The 20,405-nt window shown below is 60.3% G+C and carries 19 protein-coding genes; 11 read left to right on the top strand and 8 right to left on the bottom strand.

Annotated elements, in window-relative coordinates; all coding sequences use genetic code 11:
* On the bottom strand, positions 1 to 643 hold a 643-nt coding region (locus AADA15_RS04905), incomplete at its 3' end, for a hypothetical protein (RefSeq protein WP_341640425.1).
* 870 nt (positions 644 to 1,513) lie between these two features.
* Between AADA15_RS04905 and AADA15_RS04910 the strand changes: the two genes are divergently transcribed.
* The 5 genes from AADA15_RS04910 to AADA15_RS04930 all read left to right on the top strand — a co-directional run bounded on the left by AADA15_RS04910 (position 1,514) and on the right by AADA15_RS04930 (position 4,966).
* Positions 1,514 to 2,029 (top strand): phage tail protein, encoded by a 516-nt coding sequence (locus AADA15_RS04910; protein ID WP_341640426.1) that lies wholly within the window; start codon positions 1,514 to 1,516, stop codon positions 2,027 to 2,029.
* An 18-nt stretch (positions 2,030 to 2,047) separates the two neighbouring features.
* A complete protein-coding gene (locus AADA15_RS04915) occupies positions 2,048 to 2,566 on the top strand; it encodes a phage tail protein (protein ID WP_341640427.1) in 519 nt (172 codons plus the stop codon).
* A 9-nt stretch (positions 2,567 to 2,575) separates the two neighbouring features.
* Entirely contained in the window at positions 2,576 to 3,103 is a 528-nt protein-coding gene (locus tag AADA15_RS04920; protein ID WP_341640428.1) for a phage tail protein, read from the top strand.
* A gap of 88 nt (positions 3,104 to 3,191) precedes the next feature.
* The gene (locus AADA15_RS04925) at positions 3,192 to 4,418 is read left to right on the top strand and encodes a DUF8189 domain-containing protein (RefSeq protein ID WP_341640429.1); all 1,227 of its coding nucleotides are present in this window, start codon (positions 3,192 to 3,194) and stop codon (positions 4,416 to 4,418) included.
* The gene (locus AADA15_RS04930; RefSeq protein ID WP_341640430.1) at positions 4,415 to 4,966 is read left to right on the top strand and encodes a GNAT family N-acetyltransferase; all 552 of its coding nucleotides are present in this window, start codon (positions 4,415 to 4,417) and stop codon (positions 4,964 to 4,966) included. The genes AADA15_RS04925 and AADA15_RS04930 overlap by 4 nt, the downstream gene beginning before the upstream one ends.
* A gap of 21 nt (positions 4,967 to 4,987) precedes the next feature.
* Here AADA15_RS04930 and AADA15_RS04935 read toward each other — a convergent pair whose 3' ends face one another.
* The 3 genes from AADA15_RS04935 to AADA15_RS04945 form a co-directional block, all read right to left on the bottom strand.
* The gene (locus AADA15_RS04935) at positions 4,988 to 5,281 is read right to left on the bottom strand and encodes a DUF6916 family protein (RefSeq protein WP_341640431.1); all 294 of its coding nucleotides are present in this window, start codon (positions 5,279 to 5,281) and stop codon (positions 4,988 to 4,990) included.
* A 203-nt stretch (positions 5,282 to 5,484) separates the two neighbouring features.
* Positions 5,485 to 6,291 (bottom strand): methylthioacryloyl-CoA hydratase, encoded by an 807-nt coding sequence (gene dmdD / locus AADA15_RS04940; protein ID WP_341640432.1) that lies wholly within the window; start codon positions 6,289 to 6,291, stop codon positions 5,485 to 5,487.
* 60 nt (positions 6,292 to 6,351) lie between these two features.
* Positions 6,352 to 8,121, bottom strand: a complete 1,770-nt coding sequence (locus tag AADA15_RS04945; RefSeq protein WP_341640433.1) for an acyl-CoA dehydrogenase family protein — start codon at positions 8,119 to 8,121, stop codon at positions 6,352 to 6,354.
* A 104-nt stretch (positions 8,122 to 8,225) separates the two neighbouring features.
* On the opposite strand from AADA15_RS04945, the gene AADA15_RS04950 reads away from it, so the two are divergent.
* Complete coding sequence (locus tag AADA15_RS04950) at positions 8,226 to 9,254, top strand: AraC family transcriptional regulator (protein WP_341640434.1); 1,029 nt, start codon at positions 8,226 to 8,228, stop codon at positions 9,252 to 9,254.
* Between the two features lie 29 nt (positions 9,255 to 9,283).
* Here the strand turns inward: AADA15_RS04950 and AADA15_RS04955 are convergent, their stop codons facing one another.
* Positions 9,284 to 10,885: a methyltransferase regulatory domain-containing protein gene (locus AADA15_RS04955; protein ID WP_341640435.1), complete on the bottom strand. Its 1,602-nt coding sequence runs from the start codon at positions 10,883 to 10,885 to the stop codon at positions 9,284 to 9,286.
* A gap of 250 nt (positions 10,886 to 11,135) precedes the next feature.
* On the opposite strand from AADA15_RS04955, the gene AADA15_RS04960 reads away from it, so the two are divergent.
* Entirely contained in the window at positions 11,136 to 11,528 is a 393-nt protein-coding gene (locus AADA15_RS04960; RefSeq protein ID WP_341640579.1) for a rhodanese-like domain-containing protein, read from the top strand.
* A 63-nt stretch (positions 11,529 to 11,591) separates the two neighbouring features.
* Here AADA15_RS04960 and AADA15_RS04965 read toward each other — a convergent pair whose 3' ends face one another.
* Positions 11,592 to 12,350 (bottom strand): alpha/beta fold hydrolase, encoded by a 759-nt coding sequence (locus AADA15_RS04965; protein WP_341640436.1) that lies wholly within the window; start codon positions 12,348 to 12,350, stop codon positions 11,592 to 11,594.
* A 105-nt stretch (positions 12,351 to 12,455) separates the two neighbouring features.
* Here AADA15_RS04965 and AADA15_RS04970 point away from each other — a divergent pair, with 105 nt between their 5' ends.
* Entirely contained in the window at positions 12,456 to 12,821 is a 366-nt protein-coding gene (locus AADA15_RS04970; RefSeq protein WP_341640437.1) for a hypothetical protein, read from the top strand.
* A gap of 234 nt (positions 12,822 to 13,055) precedes the next feature.
* On the opposite strand, the gene glyA is transcribed toward AADA15_RS04970, so the two are convergent.
* Complete coding sequence (gene glyA / locus AADA15_RS04975) at positions 13,056 to 14,351, bottom strand: serine hydroxymethyltransferase (RefSeq protein ID WP_341640438.1); 1,296 nt, start codon at positions 14,349 to 14,351, stop codon at positions 13,056 to 13,058.
* Between the two features lie 219 nt (positions 14,352 to 14,570).
* Here glyA and AADA15_RS04980 point away from each other — a divergent pair, with 219 nt between their 5' ends.
* Entirely contained in the window at positions 14,571 to 15,326 is a 756-nt protein-coding gene (locus tag AADA15_RS04980) for an NAD kinase (protein WP_341640439.1), read from the top strand.
* Between the two features lie 42 nt (positions 15,327 to 15,368).
* Here AADA15_RS04980 and AADA15_RS04985 read toward each other — a convergent pair whose 3' ends face one another.
* Positions 15,369 to 16,808, bottom strand: coding sequence for an amidase family protein (locus AADA15_RS04985; protein WP_341640440.1), 1,440 nt, complete (start codon positions 16,806 to 16,808; stop codon positions 15,369 to 15,371).
* A gap of 462 nt (positions 16,809 to 17,270) precedes the next feature.
* On the opposite strand from AADA15_RS04985, the gene prpE reads away from it, so the two are divergent.
* Both prpE and AADA15_RS04995 read left to right on the top strand, forming a co-directional pair.
* Positions 17,271 to 19,163, top strand: a complete 1,893-nt coding sequence (prpE, locus tag AADA15_RS04990; RefSeq protein ID WP_341640441.1) for a propionate-CoA ligase PrpE — start codon at positions 17,271 to 17,273, stop codon at positions 19,161 to 19,163.
* A gap of 387 nt (positions 19,164 to 19,550) precedes the next feature.
* Positions 19,551 to 20,180: a DUF2202 domain-containing protein gene (locus AADA15_RS04995; protein ID WP_341640442.1), complete on the top strand. Its 630-nt coding sequence runs from the start codon at positions 19,551 to 19,553 to the stop codon at positions 20,178 to 20,180.
* Positions 20,181 to 20,405 lie beyond the last annotated feature (225 nt).

Here is a 20,405-nt window from a genome sequence, read left to right on the forward strand (position 1 = left end):
GGAGCGGCCCCGATCCGCTGTTGGCGACGGTATAGGTCACGGTGGTGGCGGTGCCGCTGGTGATGGCGGCGGCAATGGTATCGGTGCCGCCATCGGCGACGGTGTTGCCTGTAGACGAGGTCAGATCGTCGATCTCGGCGTCAGACGCGGGAGGGGTAACCGAGCCGGAGCTGCCAGACTGTGTGTAAGTGAATGACGCAAAGGCCACCCCCCCGTGGGTGCCTGAAATCACGCAGCCCGATGAACAATCAATGTTGTTCAATGTTTGAAAGCTGTTGGTGATGGTGCCTTGGTCTGTTCCGTTGTTTACATTGAAAATCAGGTCTCTTGCGTCCCCGGTCTCATCAAATATTTCAAATTCGGTCAAGGGATCCGGAAACGCTCGGATCGCAATAAAGTCAGCCGTACTTATGTCGGCGGCTGAACTTTCCCGGGTGCAGACGTCATCCGTGAGGTTCAGGTTGATTGGATCCGTTGGAACGTTGTTGACTGGGCAGGAAGTGAAGTCCGCTCGTGCTTGTGCCGGAAACAGCACTGCTGTGAGGAGGCAGGCAAGCGCAAGTGCATGAAGCGAGCGACCAAATACGTGCAGCCATGACTTGCCGTTGCCCGGGTTATGCAATCTCAGGTACTTATCAATCATAATGATGTTCCAAGCCACGTCTAACTCTAGGGATTACTTCCGGGGATTCGTTATCAAATTCAGCCCTGGGTGGTCGAAAGAATCTGCGCTCCCGATTAAAGGGTTAGCATCGAGTGAAGACAAGGAAATACTTTTCATAAGCCATATGGATTGAAGAGATATGTCTCTCGCCAGTCGCTGCTGCGGTGCAAGTTATCGACTCTGATGATGGGGAAAGGTGTTATGGCTTTGTCATCCCCTTGGTGAAGCCAATAATTCATCGCCTCGGAACAAAAGCCTGGTTCGGCGTTTCAAATGGTTGGCTGTTGTCGAGGCCGGGTGCGTTCCGATTTCCTGCGATGTTGAGGGGGATAAACGTTTTGCGTGTGTTTGCATGGCGCTGATCGCATGGTCACGGCCGCGATTCGCGGCCTGGGCAGGGCGGCAGGGGGCTGTGAAACTGCTGTCTCGCCCTATCTTGATCCGTTTTTTTTGAGGGGATTTTTTGTCCCAGCCCTCAAGACACGGCGGTAAGACACGGCGGTGGCCTGTGCATCAATGCCATCCCGAATAGGGTGCGGGTGCTGGGGGCAAGAAGCCACTGTGATGTCCGAAAGATGCATGGTCAGGTTGCATAAGGATTCGATGATGTGAAATGATCCAAAGCGTTCATTAAGGGCCAGAAGTCGGGATGGGTGTTCCTTGTTTGTGCTGAATCCGTCTTTTCAAATATAGCGGGCGGGAAAAGTTTTCATTGATTTCTGTTTCGTGAAGATGTGATGATCAATCTAAAGGTGAATTTCAGTCGTGCGGCGTAGTGTTGGGGCTTGGCATGCAAGCTGATTGCGCCGATCAAAGCAGTTTGAGCATTTCAAGGTGCCGGGGGACGTAATGTCAGAGCCATTTCTTGCAGAAATCCGGATGGTGGGTTTTAATTTCGCTCCAAGAGGATGGGCCTTTTGCGACGGTCAGATTCTACCGATCAACCAGAACCAATCGCTTTATTCGCTGCTGGGCACCACCTACGGGGGTGATGGGATGGTCTCTTTTGCTCTGCCGGATCTTCGCAGCCGCACGCCACTTCACATTGATGGGGACGTTTACACCCTCGGGCAAAAAAGTGGCACCGAGACGGTGTCACTGACGGCGGCGCAAATCCCCGACCACCGACATCTGGTTCAAGCGTCCTCGCAGGTTGGCAATACCAGATCGCCCATGCATGCGCTGCTTGCAGCTGAAGTGCCTCCTGATGCCGCATATGCCGAGCCGGGCAGCGGATCACGCACAGTCTTGCGGTCAGGGACGGTCACGAATGCCGGAGGCGGTCAGGCGCATAACAATATGCAGCCCTTTATTGCCGTCCACTTCTGCATTGCCCTTCAGGGGCTTTTCCCCTCGCGAAACTAGACGTCGAAAGGAAACTGGATGTCGGAACCCTTTGTTGGCGAAATTCGTATGTTTGCGGGGAATTTTGCGCCGCGCGGCTGGGCCTTATGCGATGGTCAGCTATTGGCTGTGTCTCAAAACGACGCGCTCTTTTCGCTGTTTGGCACGATCTACGGTGGAGATGGGCGGACCACCTTTGGGCTGCCGGACATGCGCGGGCGTGTTCCATTGCATGCTGGTACCGGACCGGGGCTTAGTCCCCGTCGGCTGGGTGCCAAGGGAGGCTCAGAGAATGAAACGCTTACCCGCAATCAACTGGCTAGCCATTCGCATGGGTTCAACGCTCTGGCTATGTCGGCAGATGAAGTGGTGCCACAGGGCAATATGGTCGCCGAGGGGCTTGGGGTGAATTTTTACCGCGACGACGATCAGGACACGGACATGGCGTCGAACATGGTCACCAACACCGGTGGATCCCGTTCTCACACGAACGTGATGCCATTTCTCTGTGTGAATTTCATCGTAGCACTTTTCGGCATCTACCCGAGCCGGTCCTAGGAGGCGGATATGTCAGAACCTTTTGTCGCAGAGATCCGGATCTTTGCCGGGAACTTCGCCCCGCGCGGCTGGGCTTTCTGCGATGGGCAGCTGTTGCCTGTCTCTCAGAATACGGCCCTTTTCTCTCTTATTGGCACCACCTATGGCGGGGATGGGCGCACGACAACGGCCTTACCCAATCTTCAGGGGCGTGCGCCAATGCACCCCGGCCGTGGTCCGGGTTTGACGTCGCGGCGTCTTGGTCAAAAAGGCGGCGTCGAACAGGTTGTATTGTCCGAGGCCCAAATACCGTCGCACAACCATACTGTCCGCGCCAACATGAGCAATGGGACCACGAATGTTCCCTTGACCGCAGCTTCGCTTGCCGGGGCCGGTCGGGACAGTTTGTACGATTCCACACCCCCGTCGAATCTCGTGGACCTAGCCGCCGAGACGCTCAACACAACCGGTGGCGGCCAGCCGCATTTGAACATGCAGCCCTTTCTGGCGCTGAGTTTCATAATCGCGCTTGTCGGACTGTATCCGTCGCGCAGCTAAACGCGTTGTTCCCGGTGCAAGTTGCGGGCTTGGCTGGGGAAGCCAGAAAGACCCGGGTCAGACACGCCTATTGGAAGGACATTTTGACATGTCAGTTGAAGACGCCACTCCAGAAGACTTTGCAGGCCTCGAACAGCCAGAGCCGAGCTATTTCCGGATCTTTTTCGGTGTGATCACGCAGGAAGGCGAGCTGTTCTATAAGGATCAGACGGATGAAAATGGTCCATTTGCACCCGATTTCACAGTGTATCCTTGGCTGAAGTACCAAAAAGGTCTGCTCGACGCTTCGGTGACGCAAGGCGGCTATGTGTCACTTCTTGCTGCGGCCAGCAACGATGATGGGAACCTCGTCTATATCCAGGAGGACAGCAGCGAGACGGCGACAGAGCGGTTTGACGAGCCGGTGGACCTTGGCAAACCGGACGGCATTCAGGGCTACCTGGATACGCTGCTTGTCCACGGTCTCAGCAATCTGCACAACGTGTTCCTGACCAGCTCCGGTCCTGACAATTCCGTCTGGTGGAAGTATCAGAATCCCAACACCATCACCGAAGAGACCGTCACCGTGGTCCCGCCCGGCACAAATACGCCGATTGAGGTCACGGCGCCGGTGGAAGTGCCGCCGAGCCAGCCGTGGTCTGACTGGCAGCAGCTGCCAGGATCCCTGTGCTCCCTGACGGGAACGCAGAACGCAGACGGGCGCATCATTCTGCTTGGCGTTAATGCGGATGGTGTTCCCTATATGAATGTTCAGACCAGCGACCGGCCGCTCTTGCCGGAACACTGGCAAGGGTGGGAGGATATCTCAGGCACTCTTACCGGCTTTGAGCAGCTTGCCTGCGGCATCGGCTTGAATGGGCTGGTCCATATATTCGCCCGTATCGGCAGCCGAATCTACATGAGGGTGCAGCAGCAGGTCAGTGCGGAAACTTTTTCCGACTGGGCCCTGTTTGCGTCATTCACCGAGCCAGTGCAGACGATGGCCCTGTCTGTCGGGGCAAATGACGGTTTGTATCTGGTGGCCCAGGTCGGCTCTGGTGCGGGCAGCCCGGTCTATTCCAGGTATCAGATGCAAGGCATGACCGATCAATGGTCGGCCCTGCAGATCATCGCTCATGTTGCGGGGGATAGCGTGCTGATGCTGCAGCCCAACGCGGACACGAACCTGAGCCTCTTTGCGCTGAACAGGGCCACGGGCGATGCCTCCTATCTGACGCAGCAATCCCTTGCGCATTGGTCCGCCAGTTGGGTGCCCTTGGGGACCGACATCAGCGCGATCACCGTCACGCAGGACATCACCGTCAATCCGGCATGAGCGAGCAGTCGACACTGTATCCTGCCAAGGCACAGGAAGAGGCTGCGCACTGGCCGCAGCTGCAACATGCGGCCAGGCTTGGCGTGTCTTTTCGAAGCGAGCGGAAAGAAGACCGGCCTTTTCTGGAAGCGCTGTATCGCTCAACGCGCGAGGCCGAGCTGGATCGCACACCGTGGAATGACGCCCAGAAACAGGCGTTTATTGCGATGCAGTTCGCGGCACAGCACCGCCATTATCACGATCATTACCCTGAGGCGCTATGGCTCGTTCTGCAGCACCTCGGCGTTCCAGTGGGTCGCTTGTATCTGGAGCGCTGGCCGAAAGAACACCGGATCATCGATATTGCCTTGCTCCCGCAACAGCGCGGATCGGGGATCGGGGGGGCGGTTCTGACAGATCTGATGGAGGAGGCGGCTGCTGCAGACAAAGCGGTCAGCATCCATGTGGAGAAAGAAAACCCGGCCATGAGGCTGTACCGGCGGCTTGGGTTCACCAAGACAGAAGACAAGGGAGTCTACGACCTGCTGAGCTGGTCCGCAAAGTCCTGAGTGCACCCAAACCGGGCGCGATCACGTAAACACGGCTTCGTATTGAACTCCGGCGTCCTTGTCTGCGACGGGGACAAGAAACACGTCCTGTTCGCCAAAGTCTGCCTGATAGAGCTTGTGTATACACTGCGCCAGGACGGGCTCTTTCGGGCCTTGCCAAAGCGTTGAAAACGCGCCGCCTTCTCGGGCGCCTTGTCCAAGCACCTTCACTTCGACCAAGGACAGCTGCAGGTCTGGCGTGACAGAGCGGACCTCGAAAACCTTGTTCAGGTGTGGCTCAAAGTCGTTCCGTGTCAGCGTCTGCAGATGTGTCATGTCTTTCTCCCCGGCCTTGATGGCAGATCACCCGCATGGACGGATGTATGCCAATAAGTTGTAGGGCGACACGGGATCATTCGTAAAGGGGGTTTCCGCTGAACGGCTTCGGGGGACGTGCTGCCGACGGGTGTTTGGTGTTCTTGCGGTGAGCGTGAAAGGCGAAGGGCAGAGCGCGCAGGTCTCTGCCCCTGCGTTTGGCATCAGTCGTTGGGGCGCACGCGGGCGGCGCTTTTGTCGGCAAAGGCCGCAAGGCGGGCGCGGGCCGCAGGCTGGGTGTTGACGACACCGGCCACCACGGATTCTGCATAGGCGGCATCGAGCGCTGACATGTTCTGCATGTGGCTGACGGCCGAGCAGATGGCAAAGTTCGACAACGGCAGGTTCTCGGCGGCGCGGCGCGCCAGTTCCATCGCCTTGTCAAAGCTGGAGCCTTCGACGAAATACTGCGCAAGGCCCAGGTCGCAGGCTTCCTGACCCTGATACACGCGCCCCGTCAGCATCATGTCGATCATGCGGGATTTGCCGATCAGATCGCTGACGCGGATGGTGGCGCCGCCCCCGGTGAACAGACCGCGCTGGCCTTCGGGCAGCGCGAAATAGGTGGTCTGGTCCATCACCCGGATATGAGCCGAGCTGGCCAGCTCCAGCCCGCCTCCCACGACCGCGCCCTGAAGCGCGGCGATCACCGGCACACCGCCATATTCCATCTTGTTGAAGGCCTCGTGCCAGCGCAGGCAGACATGCATGAAATCGGCGGGGCTTCGGTCTTCGTCGTGGTGCTCGATCAGGTCGAGGCCCGCGCAGAAGTGATCGCCCGATCCGGCCAGCACCACCGCCTTGACCCCGGCGCGCGGCGCCAGCGAAAAGAACTCCACCAGTTCCTCGATGGTGTCGATGTCAAGAGCATTGCGCTTGGCCGGGCGGTTCAGGGTCACGACCCAGACGCCGTCCTCCTGGGCGTCAATGGCAAGGTTCGTGTAGCGGGAGATATCTATTTCAACACGCATTGTGGGCGTCCTTTCGAAGGGAAAAGTGGGCAGGGCGGGTAGCGCCCCATGTCAGTTCGGTCAGAGAACGGCGCTGCGCAGGCTGTCGCCGCCATCCAGAATGCGGTCGCGCTGCACACTTGTCTCGGTCAGGACATGGTCCGCGTAGAACCGAGCGGTCGAGATCTTGGCCGCCATGAACTCGGGATCTTCTCCATTGGTCAGGGCGGTCTCGGCAACCAGAAGAGCACGCGCCAACTGCCAGCCGGCCATGAGATTTCCCGCCAGCATCAGGTAGGGAACCCCCGCGCCAAAGGCCGCCTGGGGATCGTCCTTGCCTGTCGCAACAAGGTGCTGCACGACGGAGGTAAAGGCTTCCCGCGCGCGTTTGAGGCGGGCGCCGACGGTTTGCGCTGCGGTCGAGCCCCCGGCCAGGTCTGCCTCGGTTTGCGCGATCATGTCGACCAGGCGCAGGGCTGCCTCTCCGCCATCGCGCAGGGTCTTGCGGCCTACCAGATCATTGGCCTGAATGGCCGTGGTGCCCTCATAGATCGGAAGGATGCGGGCATCGCGGTAATGCTGCGCGGCGCCGGTTTCCTCGATAAAGCCCATGCCGCCGTGGACCTGCACGCCCAGCGAGGTGACATCGACGCTCATCTCGGTGCAATAGCCTTTGACGAGAGGGGTCAGGAACTCGGAAATTGCGGCCGCGCTGGCGCGCTCTTCCGCCGTTGCTGCGTGCTTGGCCAGATCCTGCCAGCCCGCGGCAAAGGCCGCCATGGCGCGTCCGCCTTCGGTGATGGACCGCATCCGCATCAGCATCCGGCGCACATCGGGGTGGTTCACGATTGCAACCGCCTCGCGCGAGGACCCATCTACAGGTGCGCTTTGAACACGCTCGCGGGCATAGGACAGGGCCTGCTGGTAGGCCCGCTCTGATATGGCAATCCCTTGTAGGCCAACCGCATAGCGGGCGGAGTTCATCATCTCGAACATGTAGCGCAGCCCTGCGTTCTCTTCACCGATCAAAAAGCCCGTTGCCTCTTCAAAGCTGAGAACAGCCGTGGGGCTGGCCTTGATGCCCAGCTTGTGCTCGATACTGACGCAGCGCACTGCGTTGCGTTCGCCCAGGGATCCATCGCTGTTCACCATGTACTTGGGCACCAGAAACAGGCTGATCCCCTTGACCCCGGCGGGCGCGTCGGGCGTGCGGGCCAGCACCAGATGCACGGTGTTCTCGGACATGTCGTGCTCACCGTAGGTGATGTAGATCTTGGTGCCGCTGATGGCATAAGTGCCATCTTCACGCCGTTCTGCCTTGCTGCGGAGCAAGGCCAGATCGCTGCCCGCCTGCGGTTCGGTCAGGTTCATGGTGCCGGTCCATTTGCCGGACACGAGGTTTTCCAGGTAGGTGGCCTTTTGCGCGTCCGAGGCGGCGGTCAGGAGCGCCTCGATGGCGCCTTCGGTCAGAAGCGGGCACAGCGCAAAGCTCATGTTGGCGGCATTCAGCATCTCGGTGGCGGCTGCACCGACCGAGCGCGGCAGGCCCTGACCGCCGAACTCTTCGGGGTGGGGCAGGCTCTGCCAGCCCATGTCCACGAACTTTGCGTAGGCCTCGGAGAAACCCTCCGGCAGGATCACGCGTCCGTTTTCATAGCGCGAGCCAACCTGATCGCCGGGGGCATTGAGGGGGGCGATTTCTTCGGCGACAAAACGGGCAAATTCGGTCAAAGCCGCCTCTGCGTCATCCAGTTCGACTGCCTCATAGCCCGGCAGTGCGGTGACGTCGGACCAACCGGCCAAATGGGCGATGTTGAAAATCATGTCCTTTACGGGGGCATCGAATGTCATGACTTGGCCTTCCTTTCCGCTTTCTTTTATGGCCAGATAGACAATAGTTTGTGCGCCGTCTATATCTCCTGCCGACGCAAAATTCGCATAAAGTGACAAATCAGATGGCGGAGCGCTTGCTGGACCCCGAATTGACGGCACCGATCCTGCCCACTGTATCGCGTGCCTTTCTGGAGGATTGGCTTGGTGCGTTGCGCCTGCATTGCCCGGCAGAGCAGCTGGCGGGGTTCATGCATCAGATCGGACTGGATGACGGCGTGCAGGCCAATAGCCGTGTGACACACGATCAGATCGTGCGGCTATATCAACTGGTTGCCAATGAAACCGGTGACGAGATGATGGGCCTGTGGAGCCGACCCGTGCGGTCCGGGGCGCTCAAGGTACTCTGTGTTTCGGTGCGCGGAGCGTCGTCGCTGTCGGGGGCCTTGTTCCGGTTCACGTCCTTCTGGAACATCGTGCTGGACGATTGCCAGTTGCGGCTTGAGACTTTGCCGGATCGCGCCCGGATCGCCCTTGAGCCTCGGCCGAGGGGGCGACAGCCGCGGTTCGGGCATATGCTGCTGCTGAAGCTGGCGCATGGCATCACCTCGTGGTTGGCCGGGCGGGAGCTGCCGCTGACCGAGGTCTCGTTCGCCTTCGAACGGCCAGAGTTCGCAGAGGACTATCCGATCCTGTTTCCGGCTCCGGTGCGCTTTGGTCAGGGGCACTCTTCGGTGACCTTTGCTGACAGTCTGGAGGGGGTGCCGGTGCCCCGCAGCGAGGTTGAAATGCAGGAGTTCCTGATGCGAGCGCCGCGGGATTGGATCTTTACCAGTTCGCGGGAGCACACGGTGATGCTGCGGGTGCGTGAGCTGGTGTTGCGCTCACAGCGCCTCACCTGCAATCTGGAAGACGCGGCGCGCGCCCTGAACCTGACCCCGCGTACCTTGATCCGGCGCCTTGATGCGGAAGGCACCGCCTTTCAGGAAATCAAGGACGGATTGCGGCGGGACATTGCAATAAGGGATCTGTCAGGCGGCAGCAAAAGCATCGAGGCCATTTCCCAGGATGTGGGTTTTGCGACCTCTGCGAATTTCCACCGCGCGTTCAAACGCTGGACCGGCGCGACCCCCGGGGCGTATCGGAGGTCGTGATGGTGCCGGCGCGGCGCAGCCGCAAGCCCCTATGCGACTGCCTGTGATTGCGCTTTGGACTGTGCATCAGGCTCCGGGCTTGGCGGCTCAAGCGTGATCCCGAGACTTTCGCACAGGGGGAGGCGATGCGCGGCAAAGGCATTGGCGCGCACGCGCAGCACGGCCAGGTTCTCTTCTGCGGTCTCCAGAATACGGCCATCCACATGCAGGCGCTGCCCCTGCGGGGCAAGGATCTGCCAGGCGAGATCGGCCCATTCCTTTGGGGTCGAAAGGCCCTCGCTGCGTGCCAGAAGGAACAACTGTTCAAATCTGTCAAAGGCGATACCGTTTCCGGTGACGGGGGATGCGAGAAAGCGCAGGGTCTCGCTGTCTTCGGCGCGCTTGCAGACGGCCATGTTGAACTGACGGCACTGTTCTGCGCGTTCGGACAGCCCTTCGGCTGGCAGGCAGGGCAGCACATGGTTTGTCCCGATCAAGAGGGTCAGCGCACGAGTGATCTCGGCCCATGTGGAGGTGCCAAACACACCGAGATCCAGAAGCTGGCGCACGGTCTTCGGACCCTCTTTGAGGGCAGTCAGCAGCGGTTCATACTGGTCCTGGCGCAACGCGGGCTCTCCACTGCGGGTGGCCAGCTTCAAGGGGCCACCGTGGTACCGGCGTCCCAGAGCGAGGGGAACCCCGAACCATGCCCCGATCGCGCCGCGTTCGGTGTGGCGCACTTGCCCCTTGATGAAAATATCCGTGCGGAATTGTGCGTTCAGGAGAATGTCACGCAGGCTCTGGCGGCGTACAGGGTCGGTTTCACTCTCCAGCATCTCCAGCTGGTTTGGCGGCAGGCTGACCTCATCAACATGGTCAACCGGGTCGGCCGAGGCCAGGAACGACAGTTTTGCCTGCGACAGATCCTCGGCGATGTCTGCAAAGTGGAAGGGCGTCCAGTCCTTGTTGAAAAACTCATGCGCCAAATAGTTCTGCGACATGCCGTTCATCTTGCCCAGCCGTTTTGAAAGGGCGGGGTTTGCGGCGAAATACTCGGCGCCGGCCAAGTTCAGCTCTTGCGCCCAGGCAATGGCCTCGCTGATGCGCTGATGCAGGGGGCCGCTGCTTTGTGCGGCGCGGTCCGTCAGAATTCGGCGCAGCGGCATGGCGGCGGCCCAGCCGGGCTGAGCGTTGTAGCTGATGTAGACCAGGCCACCCGGTTTCAGCCGCTTGGACAGGAATTCAAGAATGTACGCCTGATTTTCCTTGGAAACCCAACTGTAGACGCCGTGCAGCGCGATGACGTCAAAGGCTGCCGGCAGGGTGGGTTCCGATTGGAAATCCTCGAATGAACGCTCATGAAAGTGCATGTTGTTCAGGTTGGCCTCGGCGGCAAGCTCCCGCGCGCCATTGATATGGGATGGATTGAAATCCATCGCGTGGAACTCGATGTGCGGATTGGCGGCGGCCAGGAGGTTGGCCGAGAACCCCTGACCACAGCCCAATTCGCAATAGGTCAGATCCTCGCCAAAAAGACCGTGCTTTTGCCCTTTGAGAGTTGCGCAGAACGCCAGATGCGACGGTGCAAGCTCGCTGAAGAAATCGTGGGTATAGTCAAGTTCGGCAACATAGCCGGCGGTCCAGTCGTTCATGGGATGCCCTGTTGGTCTGTAGTATGCGTAACGAGTTGACGATCAATTTTCCTAAAACTGGTGACAATAGCGTTAATGCGGCAGAGGTTTTCTGATGCGCCCCTTCGATCAGGCCCTTGGTTACATCTCACGGTCGCTTGAGCGGTCTCGTTTCACGCTTGCCGTTGCGGGCGCGGGGCGCTTAGGTGGCAGGTGTGCTGCCAGAGCTGGTTGGCGGTAAGGGACTGTGATCATGAGAAAGGAAGCACTGATGCCTGTGACCCTGCAACAGATGATGGAAGCGGCGAATGCCGCCGTGGATCGTATCTCCGTAGCGGAGGCGCAGAAATTGCTGGCCGACGGGGCTTTGCTTCTGGACATACGAGACGCCCCCGAACTGTCGGGATCAGGCCGCGTCGTCGGCTCCCATCACATTTCGCGCGGTATGCTCGAATTTCGCGCCGACCCGGCCAGCCCGTTTCACGATGAGACGCTCAAGAAGGACCGGATCATCCTGCTGCATTGCGCCAGCGGTGGTCGCGCTGCACTGGCCGGCAAGCTGTTGAAGGATATGGGCTATGCCTCTGTCTACAACACCGGGGGCCTGTCCGACTGGGCAAGCGCTGGCGCTGCGATCGAAGAGCCTGTCGATCCGGGCATGTAACCCGCCAAAGAAAGCGGCCGAGCCAGACCGTGCATCGGTCTCAGTCTGTTGGCCGCCGCGGATTCAGGCGTTGAAAAAGGCGCGTGCCGTTTCTTCAAAGGCACGCGGGTTTTCCGCGTGCAGCCAATGCCCGGCTTTTGGAATCCTGGCAAAGCGGGCGCCCGGAAAACGCGCGAGAATCTCGGGACGGTGTTCCGGGCGCACGTAGTCCGAGGTCGCGCCCGACAGGAACAGTGCAGGTCCATCCCAATGGGCGTCGGTCTGGGGAAAAGACAGGATGTCGGGCATGGCTTCTGCGAGGACGTCCAGGTTCAGGGTCCACCGCTTGCCCTGGATGTCGAGCGACTGGGTGAAAAAGCTCTTTAGGGTCGGCTCCACTCCGAGGTCAGCCAACTGCGCGTGGGCGTCCGATCTGCGGCTGACGTCATCGAGATTGACCGCCCGCATGGCTTCGATGAACTGAATCTGGCTGTGCCCATAGCAGACCGGAGCGATATCGGCCACCAAGAGGCGCCGCACGGCGTCAGGATGTCTCAAGGCCAGCATCATGGCAGCCTTGCCCCCCATGGAGTGCCCGATGACGTCCATCTGGCCCCCGTGGGCCGCAATGACTTCGGCCAGGTCATCGGCCATCTCCGGATAGCTGTGGCTGTCATAGAAGGGGCTGGCACCGTGATTGCGCATGTCAACGGCCACAACCAGGCGTTCGTCGGACAGGCGTTTGGCAATCACGCCCCAATTGCGCGCAGAGCCATAAAGCCCGTGAGCAATCAGGAGAGGCGGTTTGTCTGTCGGGGCGCCGTGCAGGATCGTGTTCAACATGAGGCTAGGTGATAAACAGGCCCGTGGCGTTTCGCCAGCCCCATTGAGCCGGAAGGGGCATCGCGATAAAAGCGTGCCGCATGAGGTTTGCGGGGGATCTCCAAAGTGACTCATCCTTTGATCGCGGAAATCGACGAAATCCGGGGGCTGCTCAGTGAGAAGGAGCAGGCGTCCGGAGACCTGTCGAGCGCCTTGACCAAGGCACGTAGGCGTCTGCCCCGTCACGTGTTTCGGCAGGGGATGTTGTTGGCCAGGGCAAGGCCTCTTCTGGATCACCCGAAACTGGCTTTGACAGTGGACGGCAACAAACTCCACCGCGCTGCGAAGGACGTTCTGAGCCACCTGCGCTCTGTTGATGTGGCAGAGCGGCGCAAGGACCGATGGCTTGGACTGCTGGGGAGCATGGCGTTTTCGCTCCTGGCCGTGGGGACGCTGTTGATCGTCGTGCTGAGATGGCGCGGATTCGTCTAGGCCGAACCGCAAATCCTCCCGCCTGTCCTGCGATCATCACAGAATGATCTGGCCCAGTTGGGCCTGGCGCCGCAAGCGGCGCCGCAGCCCGGGGTTTGCCTGGGCTGCCAGGCCCAAGGCCTGTGTCGCTGAATCTTGGATGCGGTGTCAGGGCACGGGAGGGCATCCCAAAACGGAAAAGGCCCGGCGGTTGCTGTACCGCCAGGCCTTGAAAAGCATCAGATCCCTGCCTGATCAGAGGTTGGGATAAAGCGGGAAGCGGGCGCAGAGCGCCGCGACCTTGCCGCGCACGGCTTCTTCGACAGCCTCGTTGCCGTCTTCACCATTGGCGGCCAGGCCGTCGACAACTTCGACGATCAGGTCGGCGATGTGGCGGAACTCTTCCTCGCCGAAACCGCGGGTGGTGCCCGCCGGAGTGCCGAGGCGAATGCCCGAGGTCACCATCGGCTTTTCCGGGTCGAACGGGATGCCGTTCTTGTTGGTGGTGATATGGGCGCGTCCCAGCGCCTTGTCCACGATATTGCCGGTCACGCCCTTGGGGCGCAGGTCCACCAGCATCACATGGGTGTCGGTGCCGCCGGTCACGATATCGAGGCCGCCCTTGATCAGCTGATCCGCAAGCGCCACCGCATTGGCGCGGACCTGCTTCTGGTAGGTCTTGAACTCGGGGCGCAGTGCCTCACCGAAGGCCACGGCCTTTGCGGCGATCACATGCATCAGCGGGCCGCCCTGGATGCCGGGGAAGATGGCCGAGTTGACCTTCTTGGCAATCGTCTCGTCATTGGTCAGGATCATGCCGCCGCGCGGGCCGCGCAGGGTTTTGTGGGTGGTGGTGGTGACCACATGGGCGTGTGGGAAGGGCGAGGGGTGCTCACCCGCCGCAACGAGGCCCGCGAAATGCGCCATGTCCACATGCAGGTAGGCGCCAACCTTGTCGGCGATCTCGCGGAAGCGGGCGAAATCGATGACGCGCGGGATGGCGGAGCCACCGGCGATGATCAGCTTGGGCTGGTGTTCCAGCGCCAGGGCCTCGACCTGATCATAATCGATCAGGTTGTCATCGCGGCGCACGCCATAGTGAACCGCGTTGAACCACTTGCCCGACTGGTTGGGTGCGGCGCCGTGGGTCAGGTGACCGCCCGAGGCCAGATCCATGCCTAGAATGGTGTCGCCTGGCTTGATCAGCGCGGTAAAGACGCCCTGGTTGGCCTGGCTGCCCGAATTCGGCTGCACGTTTGCAAAACCGCAGCCAAACAGCTCCTTGGCGCGCTCGATCGCCAGGTTCTCGGCGACGTCCACATACTGGCAGCCGCCATAGTAGCGGCGACCGGGATAGCCTTCGGCGTATTTGTTGGTCAGCACGGACCCTTGCGCTTCCATCACGGCGGCGGAAACGATGTTCTCCGATGCGATCAGCTCGATCTCATCGCGCTGGCGACCCAGCTCATCGGTGATCGAGGCGAACAGCTCGGGGTCGCGCTCGGCAAGGGACTGGGTGAAAAAACCGGGGTCACGGGTGGTCTCGGTCATGCTGGCTCCGTTGGGTTGGAGGTTGGATTGCGCGATTTCCTATAGGAAACCCAGCCGATCTGAAAGCCCGTAAAGCGACGAATAGCTGCGGCAGAACGGCCACTCTGGCCTTTGTGGGAAAGCTGTGCTTGTTTCGGAACCGAATGCGCAGGACCGGAAACATCCGCCTCGGCGCAGAATGAGACCAAAGCGCGAAGAGAGCGGAGTGAGAGCAGCGTCATGAGAATCGCCTTTCTGGCCAGCACGGCAGAAGTTGCGCAGCGCGCTTTGACGGCCCTGACAGAGCGCTATGGAAACTGTGCGCCTGAAAAGGCGGAGGTGATCGTTGCCCTTGGTGGAGACGGTTTCATGCTGCACACCCTGCACGACACCATCGATCTGAGCGCGCCTGTTTACGGAATGAACCGCGGCACCGTCGGCTTTTTGATGAACGAATACCACGAAGACGGGCTGATCGCGCGGCTGGAAGAGGCGGAACAGGAAATCATCAACCCCCTGTCGATGACCGCCATGGACCGCAGTGGTAAGATGCACCGGGCCCTGGCCATCAACGAGGTCTCATTGCTGCGTGCGGGGCCGCAGGCGGCGCGGCTGAAGATTTCCGTCGATGGGCGTCAGCGGCTGGCTGAACTGGTCTGCGACGGGGCGCTGGTGTCTACCCCTGCAGGTTCAACTGCCTACAACTATTCTGCCCACGGGCCGATCCTGCCCATCGGGTCGGATGTTCTGGCGTTGACGGCCGTGGCGGCCTTTCGCCCGCGGCGCTGGCGCGGGGCCTTGCTGCCCAGCAATGCCAAGGTGCGGTTCGACGTTCTTGAGGCGGACAAACGCCCGGTCATGGCCGAGGCTGATTCCGTGTCCTTCCAGGATATCGACTGGGTGGAAATCCAGACCGAGGCCAGCATCCGCCACAAGATCCTGTTCGATCCCGGTCATGGGCTGGAAGAACGTCTGATCTCGGAGCAGTTCACCTGAACATGAAGGGGGCAGGGCTGCCCCCCTTGCTCGATGCCGGGTTTAGCCCCGCGCCTCCATCAATTCCCACAGCGCCTTGTGCATGGGGCCGACACGCGCCTCGATGGCGGCGCAGGCGTCCACGGCCAGATCCTCGCGCCAGCGGCGCGACACGATCTGCACGTTGATGGGCTGCGGCCCCTTCTCCAGCTGGGCAAGACGCGCGGGAACGCAGGCCGCGGGCAGCCCCATGAAGTTCATCGCGTAGGAATAGACCGCGCAGCCCAGAACCTCGTGCACGCCCTCTGCGCCTTCGGTGTCGCGATCAGGCTTGAAGAACGGCTGCGGCAGGAAGGGGGTCAGCACCAGCGGGTAGTCTTCCATGAACAGCGACCATTCCCGCGCGTAATGGCTGCGCTTGGCCATCATCTGCAAAAGCTCGGTGCCCGCGAACGGGGGGAACTCCTGGAAATAGACCTCGAAGATATCCCGCACCGTTTGCGAGCCTGCGGCGTCCACATCCTGTTTCATCATCGCATAGACCTCGCCCATCAGGGCGCGGTATCCGTTACGTCCGGCCTCGAACACATTGGGGGGCTCGACCTCTTCGACGACATATCCGGCGTCGCTCAAAGCGTCGCGTGCAGTCAGAAGGGCGGCCTCCACATCCGGGTGCAGATCATAGCCATGGGTGTTGCGGGTAAAGGCGACCTTGATGGGCCCCTCCAGATCCTCGCCGCGCCAGGGCAGGGGCACATGGAAGGGATCGCGCGGATCCGGGGCAATCATTGACGGCATCGACAGGTGCAGGTCGGCAGCGGTGCGGGTGATCAGCCCCTGCACCGACATGGATTGTGCCAGCATGCCGCGCTCCGACTTCTGGCTGGGGTTCCAGGCAGGCACCCGGCCAAGGCCCGGTTTCACGGTCACCGCGCCATTGGCCGCGGCCGGAAAGCGCAGAGAGCCGCCGATATCATTGCCATGCCCCAGGGCGCCGATCCCGGCCATCACCGCAGCGCCGGCGCCACCCGAGGATCCGCCGGGCGAAATATGCGCGCCCCAGGGATTGTGTGTACGTCCGTGCAGCGGATTGTCGGTGTCGGCGCGAAAGGAAAATTCTGGCGTATTGGTGCGCCCTATGACCACGGCGCCCGCCTTGTGCAGGTTCTCCACCACCGGGGCATCAGCCGGGGCAATCAGGTCTTTCAGTGCCGTTACACCGTTCGACGTGGCATGGCCTGCCTGATCCACGTTGATCTTGATGGTCACGGGTACGCCGTGCAGCGGCCCGGGGGCAGCGCCGGCAGCGCGGGCCTTGTCAAGCGCCTGCGCCCGTTCCAGCGCCTCGGTGCTCAGGTCTTCGACCACGGCATTCAGAGCCGGGTTCACCGCATTCATCCGGTCGATGGAACTCTGGACCGCGGCTTCTGCTGACATGTCGCCGGTCCTGGTCTGAGCGGTCAATTCGGTGGCGCTAAGGCGCCATATATCTGTCTTGGTCATATGCAATTCTCCTGGGCGCAGGTTAGAGGCCGCCTGTCCGGTTGCAAGAGCGGGCGGACGAATTCCTGTGCGGATATGTGGATTTGCTGCGTGGGCGGGCGTAGGGCAGGGGGGGGCGTTTCGCGGTGAGCGCGCGATGCGCACATTTCAGCTTGAGACGCAGTGAATGCGCTGTGTTTGACGGCAAAAGGTTGGTCGCTGGCGTATCCCGACCGGGTTTGCAGAGGGCATTGATTCGGCGTTCAGGCCAACTCTTTCGCTATCCTGGCTTTGCAGTTTTGCAACTGATGCAGAAAGTTGCGGTTTTCCGATTGGTTTCGGGGTATTTGCATATCTTTGCAGTCCGGGCAGGGGGATTTTTGCAAATTCTTGCCCCTGGGTGACGCTGCGTTCCTTTGATGGCTTGCCGGGGCGCACGGCTTGGGCGTAACTCTTTTGCAAGCAAGGAGTGAGGAGGACGCCATGTCATATCAGGACGTATATGCCAGCTGGAAATCGGACCCGGAGGGGTTCTGGATGGAGGCCGCCAAGGCGATCAGTTGGGACAAGGCCCCGACGCGCGCGCTCAGCGATCTGGGCGATAGGCTGTACGAATGGTTTGCCGATGCAAAGGTCAACACTTGCTACAATGCGGTGGACCGCCACGTGGAAAACGGCCGCGGAGAGCAGACCGCCATCATCTATGACAGCCCGATCACCCACACGAAGCGCGAGATTTCCTATGTCGAGCTGCGTAACCGCGTGGCGACCCTTGCGGGCGCCCTGCGCGCCAAGGGGATCGAAAAGGGCGACCGGGTCATCATCTACATGCCGATGATCCCCGAAGCGCTTGAGGCGATGCTGGCCTGCGCGCGCCTCGGGGCCGTGCATTCCGTCGTCTTTGGCGGGTTTGCCGCGAACGAGCTGGCCGTGCGCATTGACGATGCCAAACCGAAGGCGATCATCGCGGCCTCCTGCGGGCTGGAGCCGGGGCGTGTGGTTCACTACAAGCCGCTTCTGGACGGGGCCATCGATTTGGCTGAGCATAAGCCCGACTTCTGCGTGATCTTCCAGCGCGAACAAGAGGTTGCCGATCTGGTCGAAGGGCGCGACGTCAACTGGCACGGGTTCCAGTACGGGGTGGAGCCTGCCGAATGTGTGCCAGTTGAGGGCAACCATCCGGCCTATGTCCTTTATACCTCTGGCACGACGGGGCAGCCCAAGGGCGTGATCCGTCATACCGCCGGTCAGCTGGTGGCGCTGAACTGGTCGATGAAGAACATCTACAATGTCGATCCGGGCGATGTGTTCTGGGCTGCCTCGGATGTGGGCTGGGTCGTGGGACACAGCTATATCTGCTATGGTCCCCTGATCCATGGCAACACGACCATAGTGTTCGAAGGCAAGCCCGTTGGAACGCCTGATGCGGGCACCTTCTGGCGGGTCATTTCGGAGCACAAGGTCAAAAGCTTTTTCACCGCGCCGACCGCCTTCCGTGCCGTGAAGCGCGAAGACCCCAAGGGCGAATTTGTCGGCAAGTACGACCTGTCCTGCCTGAACCAAGTCTACCTGGCGGGGGAGCGCGCCGATCCAGATACCATCATCTGGGCGCAGGATCAGTTGAAGGTTCCGGTTGTGGATCACTGGTGGCAGACCGAAACCGGCTGGTCGATCGCGGCCAACCCGCTGGGGATCGAGGAGCTTCCGACGAAGCTCGGCTCTCCTGCTGTGCCGATGCCGGGGTATGAGGTCGATATCCTCGATGAAGGCGGCAACCCGATGCCAGCCTGTGAGCTGGGCGCCATTGCGGTCAGGCTTCCCCTGCCGCCGGGCACTCTGCCGAACCTCTGGAATGCCGAAGAACGCTTCAAGAAAAGCTACCTGACCACCTTCCCTGGGTACTACGAAACAGGGGATGCCGGGATGAAGGATGAGGACGGCTACCTCTATATCATGGCGCGTACCGATGACGTCATCAACGTGGCCGGGCACCGCCTGTCCACCGGCGGCATGGAGGAGGTTCTTGCCTCTCATCCAGATGTGGCCGAATGTGCGGTGATCGGCGTCAGCGACCAGCTGAAAGGGCAATTGCCGGTAGGGTTCCTCTGCCTCAACGCGGGCACCAACCGTCCGGGCGAAGAGATCGTTTCGGAAGTGGTGAAGCTGGTGCGCGACAAGATCGGACCCGTCGCGGCCTTTAAACTGGCCGTGGTGGTGGACCGTCTGCCCAAGACCCGTTCAGGCAAGATTCTGCGGGGCACCATGGTCAATATTGCAGATGGAACCCCCTTCAAGATGCCAGCCACCATCGACGATCCGGCCATTTTGGATGAAATCAAGGAAGCCCTTCAAAGCATTGGCTACGCCAAGGGCTGACCCGCTTTCGGCCTCTGACGAACAAGCAGACGCCTGCAGATGAGCGCGCCGCATTGCGGCGCGTTTCTTCATTTGTGGATGAAGCATGGGCGGAAAAAGAGGTGTTCTGAACTGGTCATGTCCCCTTTGAGCCGAAGCAGGTTTTGTGGCTCTGTGTGTTCCTGGCCAGCCTAGAGGCTGATGCGATTGGCAATGTGATGGCGCTCCGGCCTGTGGAATGGCGCTGGGCGGCGAAATCTTGCTGTTGCGCTGGCAAGTAAACGCTCATTCGGAAGACACCCCCCTTTTCTGTTAACGAACAATTCATACGCATAGAAAAAATTGAATGTGTGGGTGGTGCTACCGGTGCCATCATTTCACAAATTGCTACAGGCAAAGGAATAAGAAATGGGAAGAAACGGATTTTCGCCAGCGGGTCATGGCAAGGGCTTTGGTCAGCATGGCTGGGGTGGACAGAAGGAGGCGTTTGCGGGCGCAAAAGGTCACGATCATGACGTGCATCGCTTTGAAGGAAAGGGCGCCAGTCACGGCGGTCCCGACAAGGAAGCAGGTTCGGCAAAGGCGCAGACCGATAGCGTCACACTGAGCGATGCAGCGATCGAAGAGCTGAAGTTCATGATCGAAGAAGAGAAACTGGCCGGCGATCTCTATCAAGCCTTTTATGAGGCCTACGGATTGAAGATCTTCGACAATATCGGTCGGTCCGAGGATCGGCATTTCGACGCGGTTTCAGACTATGCTGAAAAGATCGGTGTGGATGTTGATGCCTTTGTCTTTGAGACGCCGGGGGAATTCTCAAATCCGGAATTGCAGGAGATGTATGATACGCTTCTGGCGCAGGGGCTGGACTCGCTGACGGGTGCCTTGGAAGTTGGAGTGGCCATTGAGGAAAGGGATATCGTTGATATTGCTGCAGCGGCCGAAGCTGTAGGGGGGACATCTTTGGCGGATATCTATGAAATCCTGCTCCAGGGATCCTATGCCCATCTTGACGCCTTCGAAGGGGTGCTTGGCTGAACCGGCTGTTGAGGGGCGCAATCTATGAACAGACAATGCCGGGCGTGGTCGCGTCATTGCCCGGCATCGTTCTACGTTCTTTCGTGGTTTCAATGCCTTATCGGTGCGGGGTAAATTTTTTGGTTGAAAGCGGGCAAAAAGCCAAAACACCGCTTGACCTCACCCGAGGCCTGCGAATATTACACCCCAACGTTCGGCAGCGATGCTGGACGGGCAGCGAGCGGT

Source organism: Phycobacter sedimenti, from assembly GCF_038148855.1.
Taxonomy (GTDB): domain Bacteria; phylum Pseudomonadota; class Alphaproteobacteria; order Rhodobacterales; family Rhodobacteraceae; genus Phycobacter; species Phycobacter sedimenti.